Here is a 7,282-nt window from a genome sequence, read left to right as displayed (position 1 = left end):
ACAGCGATGGGAAGCACCATCTGCCTGCGCAGTGGCTCCGCATGTATCTTTCAAGCTCAACTTATATCACTTGAATTTCCCTTAATCAGGTTAAACATGTAGTCTATTACATAGATCATAATAATTTTTTCCTTAAAATGGTTTAGTTATAGGTGCAGACTAACGTAACCTATAATTTTGTGGCTATGTTATCATGACTACTTGTACAAAAAGGAGATTCATGGACATGGGAAAAGTGGATGGAAAAGTTGCATTAGTAACGGGTGGAGTCAAGGGATTGGACGGGCTATTGCTTTACGCCTGAGCCAAGACGGCTTCGCAGTGGCGGTTGTAGATTTAAATGAAGAAACGGCGCAAAGTGTTGCTGGTGAGATTACAAAGGCAGGAGGGCGCTCGCTTGCCCTTAAAGTCGATGTTTCCAACCGGGATCAGGTTTTTGCCGCTGTAAAGGAAGCATCTGAGAAGCTCGGCGGCTTTGATGTCATAGTAAATAATGCGGGGGTTGCCCCCGCCAAGCTATTGGAGGATGTTACGCTGGCTGATTTTGACAAGCTGTTTCATATCAATGTGACCAGTGTACTTTGGGGCATTCAGGCGGCAGCCGCCAAGTTCAAGGAACTGGGCCATGGTGGTAAAATCATCAATGCCTCTTCTCAGGCAGGCCATGTTGGTAATGCCCATTTGGGTATTTACTCCGCTACCAAATTTGCAGTTCGTGCCCTAACACAAACCGCCGCTCAGGAATATGCCCAATATGGTATTACAGCAAACGCCTACTGCCCTGGCATTGTACAAACGCCAATGTGGAGCGGCATTGATAAAGAAATTACGGCATCCAAAGGCGAAGCTACAGGCGATGCAACCAAGGAATTCGGCAGCAAAATTGCCCTTGGCCGTCTGTCTACACCAGAAGACGTATCCGTCTTCGTATCCTTCCTGGCAGGCCCGGATTCCGATTATATGACAGGACAATCCCCTCTGATCGACGGCGGGATGATGTTCCTTTAAAGCTTTAAAGGTTGTACTATGAGGTAATCATGAATCCTTTTTAACACAGTGTAAGTTGTATGGTGTATAGGAATTATAATGCTGTATGAAGTTCTTTATTTACACATAAAAAGTAAATAGCAAAACAAAAAAAAGACGTAAATGCGATGAAATTCGCATTTACGTCTTTTTGTTGCTACGCCGCAAAGCTTGGCTGAAAGCCAGCTAAGCATCTTTACCTACCCAACTTCCCTCCTAAGGCAAATTCATCTTTATGGCTGTGCAGTAGCGGAGTGGAGGATTTGAATCTGGAGAAGCGATAGCGTTCGCCTTTGCCGCCGGATTTTCCCCATAAGAATCTAATCGAAAAAAATCCGGCGGCAACAGCGATCGTAAGATCAAATCCTACACGCAGCGTCTCCCACCACCATAACCAAAGATTTTGCCCACTCACAACTCCCCCACACATTGCCTTCGATATTAGATATACGTTATGATATACTATATTTTATAAGTGATAGACAAAAATGATAGAAAAAGACTTGCCGGATCACTGTAGATCATGCAGTCTGGTTTATTTGTTGACATTCGTCCCGTGTTTCTTCTGGGTTTCACATTTTGAGAGGAGGATGTTATTTGAAATTGCGTGCAGTTCCTATCGTTGTTGCGGCGGTTCTGGCAGCATCGCTGTTGTTTGGAGGATGGTTCATTTACCGTCAGGTTACAATGCAAAGTCCTCTGGAAAAACTGGTTTCTCAATATCCCGGCGTGACAAGCGCTCAAATAGATATTAAACCGGATCAGGTTGTATTGAATCTGGATCTCAAACCGCAGGCAGATGTGGCCGGATTGGTCAATGTAGTTAAGCAAAAAGGACAGTTCATCATCGGTAGCCGTACTATTAAGCTTGACATTGCAGATCATTCCAATCCAGCGTTGAACCAGTGGTGGTCTGAGGCGATGTTTCCGGTAGCGGAAGCGATGGAAAATAAAAAATACACCCAAATTTCATCTACTGTTGAGCAGATGAAAAAGAAAAAATCCGGTATCGAGGCCGATACCGATATGGATTCTAACAACGTCTATATCCGACTCAGCGAAGGTAAAGCGACCAAGTTTATCGTTTTGCCACGTCAATCTCAGCAAATGGGGGTATGGCCTAATGCCTAGATGGATCAAAGAAGCACTAATCGGCATTGTGCCGGTGACCATTATATTTCTTGTTTTTATCGGGGTGAATATCATTCCCCTTCTGATTGTAGGCGTGATGCTCAGCGGCTTGCTGATGCTCATGCATGCGCGTGGCGGCTTGGCAGTAGGGGCCGGGCAGGAGCGCAAGCGTAAAAAAAATGGCCCGGACAAGTTGACTTTTGAGGAAATCGGCGGGCAAGAAAGCGCGAAGCAGGAGCTGCGCGAAGCGCTGGATTTTTTGAATCGACATGATGAAATTTCCAAGTTCGGCATTCGTCCATTAAAAGGTGTTTTGCTCACAGGCCCTCCGGGAACAGGAAAAACACTGATGGCGAAGGCAGCGGCACACTATACTAATTCTGTATTTGTTGCAGCCTCAGGTAGTGAATTTGTTGAAATGTACGTGGGTGTTGGTGCAGGTCGTGTCCGTGAGCTGTTTCGGGAGGCCCGCACTCGTGCAGCCAAGGAAAAGAAGGAAAATGCGATTGTTTTTATTGACGAGATCGACGTTATTGGCGGTAAGCGTGAGGGTGGACAGCAGCGTGAATATGATCAGACTTTGAATCAGTTGCTGACAGAAATGGATGGCATTTATTCGGCAGATACCCCGCGGATTTTGATCATTGCGGCAACAAACCGTAAAGAAATGCTGGACAGCGCCTTAACGCGTCCAGGGCGTTTTGACCGTCATATTCAAGTGGATTTACCTGATAAGAAGGGCCGTCTTCATATTCTTAAAATTCATGCCAAAAACAAACCGATTCAGGAAGATGCGAATCTGGACAAAATCGCTGAGGAATCTTACGGGTTTTCCGGTGCACAGTTGGAGAGCGTCATGAATGAAGCGGCAATCTATGCGATGAGACAGGAACAGGAAATGATTGCGCAAAAGCATCTGTCGATGGCGATTGACAAGGTGATGATGGGTGAGAAAACGGATCGTGAATCAACGCTGGAAGAGAAAAAACGTGTAGCGATTCATGAACTGGGACATGCTATTATGGCTGAAATCGTTCGTCCGGGCAGTGTCAGCCAGGTAGCGCTCAGCCCGCGTGGGAAAGCGCTCGGCTATGTGCGGCACAATCCACAGCAAGAGCATTATTTGTATACCAAGCAGTTCCTGGAGGAGCAGATCATGATCTCGCTCGCAGGGGCTACGGCGGAAGAAATGTACTATGGCGGTCGCAGTACAGGCTCTAGTAACGATTTTGAGCAGGCGCTGAACATTGTTCATACGATGATGACTTCCGGTTTGACTTCACTCGGCATTATTAATATGGAAATGGTAACAAAAGAAGAGCTCATGCGCGAAAATGGTGAGATTATGGACGACCTGCATAGCCGTACTTTGGAGTTGCTCGAAAAGCATCGTCCAGTGTTCGACAACTCTCTTGACATCCTCATGAAGGAAGAAACCCTGTCTGGGGATCAATTTAGATGTCAATTTAGTGAAAATGCTTTATTACCAGCATAATTTTTTATGCTGGTTATTTTTTTTTACTTTTAGTCCGTGCTAAGATATTATTATCTATTGGGACATAAACATGTATTTTTCGACAAAGAAGGATACAATATATGAGAGTGACCAGGAAAGGGTGGAGTAAAGAACCATGCAATTTAAAAAAATCGGCGTCATCGGCGGCGGCACCATGGGACAGGGTATTTCTGAAATGCTCGCGTCCAAAGGAATTGATGTGCTGCTGGTAGAGCAGACACCAGAGAAACTAGACTACGCCTACAATATGATTGAAACGAGTCTGGACAAACAACTGGAAAAATGGGCTATCACACAAGCGGAGAAAAAACTGATTTTATCCCGCATCCAGAAAGTTTCCCATTTGGCTGAGCTCGGCAGCTGTGACATGGTCATTGAGACCATTACAGAAAATCTGGACGAGAAGAAAGCTGTTTTCCAAGAACTGGACTATGTGTGTCCAAACAACATTATTCTTGCAAGTAATACATCCACGCTGAGCCTGACAGAGCTTGCCAGCTCGACCAAGTATCCTGAGCGTGTTATTGGTATGCACTTTATCTATCCAGTATCCCGCATTGACCTTGTGGAAATTATTCGTGGCTTGAAAACTTCAGACGATACGTTTGAAAACACAAAAATATTTGTTGAAGAAGTAGTGGAGAAGAAAGGGGTTATGATTTATGAATCCCCAGGCTTCGTAACAAGCCGTATCATCTGCCTGCTAATCAATGAAGCAGCTCACGTTCTTCAAGAGGGTGTTGCTTCTGCTGAAGATATCGACGATGCTATGCGAATCGGCTACAGCTTCCAAAACGGTCCTTTGGAAATGGCTGACCGCTTTGGTCTGGATTCCGTTTTGGCTGCTCTGGAGCGCATGTTCCGTGAATTCGGCGAATTGAAATATCGTCCGTCCATCGTCCTGAAGAAAATGGTGCGTGCAGGTAATCTGGGCGTGAAATCGGGCGAAGGCTTCTTTAAGTACGACAAGGATGGTGACCGGGTATGAAAATTCTCGTAATTAATGCAGGGAGTTCTTCCCTGAAATACCAGCTGTATGATATGACGGACGAGTCCGTTCTGGCAAAAGGATTGGTCGAGCGCATCGGTATGGATTCATCTATCTTGACGCATAAGCCAACCAACAAAGAAGAATACACTGAGGTTAGCGAAATTCTGGAGCATACTACAGCGATCCGTAAAGTGCTAAATGCACTCACAGATGTGGAACATGGTGTAATCTCCAGCACTAACGAAATTCAGGCTGTGGGACACCGCGTTGTTCATGGAGGCGAAATCTTCAAGCAGTCAGCGGTTGTAACGCCTGAAGCGAAGAGTGAAATCCGCCGCTTGTTCGACCTTGCGCCATTGCATAACCCGGCTTCCATGATGGGTATTAAAGCGGCTGAATTGAATATGCCGGATGTACCGCAGGTTGTTGTATTTGATACCTCATTCCATCAAACGATGCCTGAAAAAGCTTATATGTACGCCATTCCAAGAGTGTTGTACAATAAGTACAAGGTTCGTCGCTACGGCGCACACGGTACTTCCCATGATTATGTAAGCAAAGAAGCTGCCAAATTCGTCGGTCGTCCTTTGGAAGATTTGAAAATCATCACTTGTCACATCGGTAACGGCGGTAGTATAACAGCGGTTCAAGGCGGTTTGTCCGTAGATACTTCCATGGGTATGACTCCACTGGAAGGACTTATGATGGGGACACGCAGCGGTGATTTGGACCCGGCAATCGTGCCTTATGTGATGAACAAAGAAGAATTGACGGTCAATGAAGTCAACTCCATGCTGAACAAGCACAGTGGACTTTTGGCTATTTCCGGTATCAGCAGTGATATGCGTGAAATCACGGAAGGTATGGAAAAAGGCGAGGCCAATTCTACATTGGCATTTGAAATGTATGAATACCGTCTGCGCAAATACATTGGTTCGTATGCCGCGGCAATGAACGGAGTAGACGTGATCGTATTCACGGCAGGTGTAGGCGAAAACTCCGTCGTTCTGCGCAAGAGAGTGTTGGAGCAACTGACATTCCTTGGTATCGAGCTGGATGAATCGTTGAACGCTATTCGTTCTGGCGAGCCTCGCCGGATTACAACAGCAAATTCGAAGGTTGATGTATTGATCGTTCCGACGAACGAAGAGCTGGTTATTGCCCGCGACACGTTCCGTCTGGTTCAGTAGTTCGACCCGAAGTTTAAACTTTATGCATACGGATTATTGTTTGAGTCCCGTATGCACCAAACAGCGAGAGCAAACAGCCTGACCCAGGGGGAAGGGCTGTTTGATTTTCGGTTAAGAGGAGAGAGACGGTCATGACGAATAAAAGTACGATTGCCCTAGTGGGCCGCCATGTAGGGGAAACGGTTACAATCGGCGCTTGGGTCAATAATAAACGATCTAGCGGTAAAATCCAGTTCCTTCAACTGCGCGATGGTACCGGATATATTCAAGGGGTTATCGTGAAAAGCGAGGTGTCCGAGGACATTTGGAATGATGCCAAATCCTTGACCCAAGAGAGCTCCCTGTATGTTACCGGAGTTGTGCGCGAAGAACCGCGTAGCCAATCCGGTTTTGAATTGACGGTAACGGGCATTGAAATCATTCATTTGACAGAAAACTACCCGATCACGCCTAAAGAACACGGTGTAGATTTCCTGATGGATCACCGTCACCTGTGGTTGCGTTCTGCTAAGCAACGCGCGGTTCTGATCGTACGGGCGGAAATTATCCGTGCGGTACAGGAATTTTTTAATGGCAATGGCTTCACAAAGGTGGACCCGCCGATTTTGACTCCTTCTTCCGCAGAAGGCACAACTGAGCTGTTCCATATCAAATATTTTGATGAGGATGCTTATTTGACACAAAGCGGACAGTTGTATATGGAAGCGGCTGCCATGGCGCTTGGAAAAGTATACTCGTTTGGTCCAACGTTCCGTGCGGAAAAGTCCAAAACACGTCGTCACCTCATTGAGTTCTGGATGATCGAGCCGGAGATGGCTTTTGTAGATCATGAGGAATCTTTGCGCGTACAGGAGCAGTTTGTGGGTCATATCGTACAATCAGTGCTGAAAAATTGTGCAAAAGAGCTTGAAACGATCGGACGCGATGTTTCGAAGCTGGAGCAAATTCAGGGAGAATTCCCGCGCATTACGTATGATGAGGCGATTGCTTTCCTTCAAGGAGAAGGATTTGATATCCCTTGGGGCGAGGACTTTGGCGCTCCGCATGAAACGGCTATTGCTGAGAGATATAACAAGCCAGTGTTCATTACACATTGGCCGACTCACATTAAGGCATTTTATATGAAGCCTGATCCAACTCGTCCAGAGGTTGTACTGTGCGCCGATATGATCGCTCCTGAAGGCTACGGCGAAATTATCGGGGGTTCCCAACGGATTGATGATCCGGCCTTGATGGAAGAACGTTTTAACGAGCATAACCTGGCGCGTGAAGCTTACCAATGGTATATGGATCTGCGCACCTACGGCACCGTTCCGCATTCCGGCTTTGGACTGGGACTGGAGCGTACGGTAGCATGGATTTGTGGACTCGATCATGTACGTGAAACGATTCCGTTCCCACGTATGCTGTATCGTCTGTATCCGTAAC

6 protein-coding genes and 1 pseudogene are annotated in these 7,282 nt (G+C 46.4%); 6 read left to right on the top strand and 1 reads right to left on the bottom strand.

What is annotated here, in order from left to right; genetic code table 11:
• Nucleotides 1-226 precede the first annotated feature (226 nt).
• A pseudogene (locus L696_RS0107010) lies at nucleotides 227-1,008 on the top strand ((S)-acetoin forming diacetyl reductase).
• A gap of 214 nt (nucleotides 1,009-1,222) precedes the next feature.
• Here the strand turns inward: L696_RS0107010 and L696_RS30275 are convergent.
• Nucleotides 1,223-1,441 (bottom strand): hypothetical protein, encoded by a 219-nt coding sequence (locus L696_RS30275; RefSeq protein WP_155985331.1) that lies wholly within the window; start codon nucleotides 1,439-1,441, stop codon nucleotides 1,223-1,225.
• 182 nt (nucleotides 1,442-1,623) lie between these two features.
• Here L696_RS30275 and L696_RS0107005 point away from each other — a divergent pair, with 182 nt between their 5' ends.
• The 5 genes from L696_RS0107005 to asnS all read left to right on the top strand — a co-directional run bounded on the left by L696_RS0107005 (nucleotide 1,624) and on the right by asnS (nucleotide 7,281).
• The gene (locus tag L696_RS0107005; RefSeq protein ID WP_025683009.1) at nucleotides 1,624-2,157 is read left to right on the top strand and encodes a hypothetical protein; all 534 of its coding nucleotides are present in this window, start codon (nucleotides 1,624-1,626) and stop codon (nucleotides 2,155-2,157) included.
• Complete coding sequence (locus tag L696_RS0107000; RefSeq protein WP_025683008.1) at nucleotides 2,150-3,652, top strand: AAA family ATPase; 1,503 nt, start codon at nucleotides 2,150-2,152, stop codon at nucleotides 3,650-3,652. The genes L696_RS0107005 and L696_RS0107000 overlap by 8 nt, the downstream gene beginning before the upstream one ends.
• Nucleotides 3,653-3,788: 136 nt before the next feature.
• Nucleotides 3,789-4,661: a 3-hydroxyacyl-CoA dehydrogenase family protein gene (locus L696_RS0106995; protein ID WP_025683007.1), complete on the top strand. Its 873-nt coding sequence runs from the start codon at nucleotides 3,789-3,791 to the stop codon at nucleotides 4,659-4,661.
• Nucleotides 4,658-5,854, top strand: coding sequence for an acetate/propionate family kinase (locus tag L696_RS0106990; RefSeq protein ID WP_025683006.1), 1,197 nt, complete (start codon nucleotides 4,658-4,660; stop codon nucleotides 5,852-5,854). Before L696_RS0106995 ends, L696_RS0106990 begins: the two co-directional genes overlap by 4 nt.
• Before the next feature lie 131 nt (nucleotides 5,855-5,985).
• Entirely contained in the window at nucleotides 5,986-7,281 is a 1,296-nt protein-coding gene (gene asnS, locus L696_RS0106985) for an asparagine--tRNA ligase (RefSeq protein WP_014282049.1), read from the top strand.
• The last annotated feature ends 1 nt before the right edge of the window (nucleotide 7,282 follow it).

This window comes from Paenibacillus maysiensis (assembly GCF_000520815.1).
Lineage (GTDB): Bacteria > Bacillota > Bacilli > Paenibacillales > Paenibacillaceae > Paenibacillus > Paenibacillus maysiensis.
This window is presented reverse-complemented; position numbering and strand designations above follow the sequence as displayed.

Excerpts from the sequence above, each read along its gene's own strand:
- L696_RS0107000 (WP_025683008.1), top strand. The coding sequence starts at position 2,150 with ATGCCTAGATGGATCAAAGAAGCACTAATCGGCATTGTGCCGGTGACC.
- L696_RS0106995 (WP_025683007.1), top strand. The coding sequence starts at position 3,789 with ATGCAATTTAAAAAAATCGGCGTCATCGGCGGCGGCACCATGGGACAG.
- L696_RS0106990 (WP_025683006.1), top strand. The coding sequence starts at position 4,658 with ATGAAAATTCTCGTAATTAATGCAGGGAGTTCTTCCCTGAAATACCAG.
- asnS (WP_014282049.1), top strand. The coding sequence starts at position 5,986 with ATGACGAATAAAAGTACGATTGCCCTAGTGGGCCGCCATGTAGGGGAA.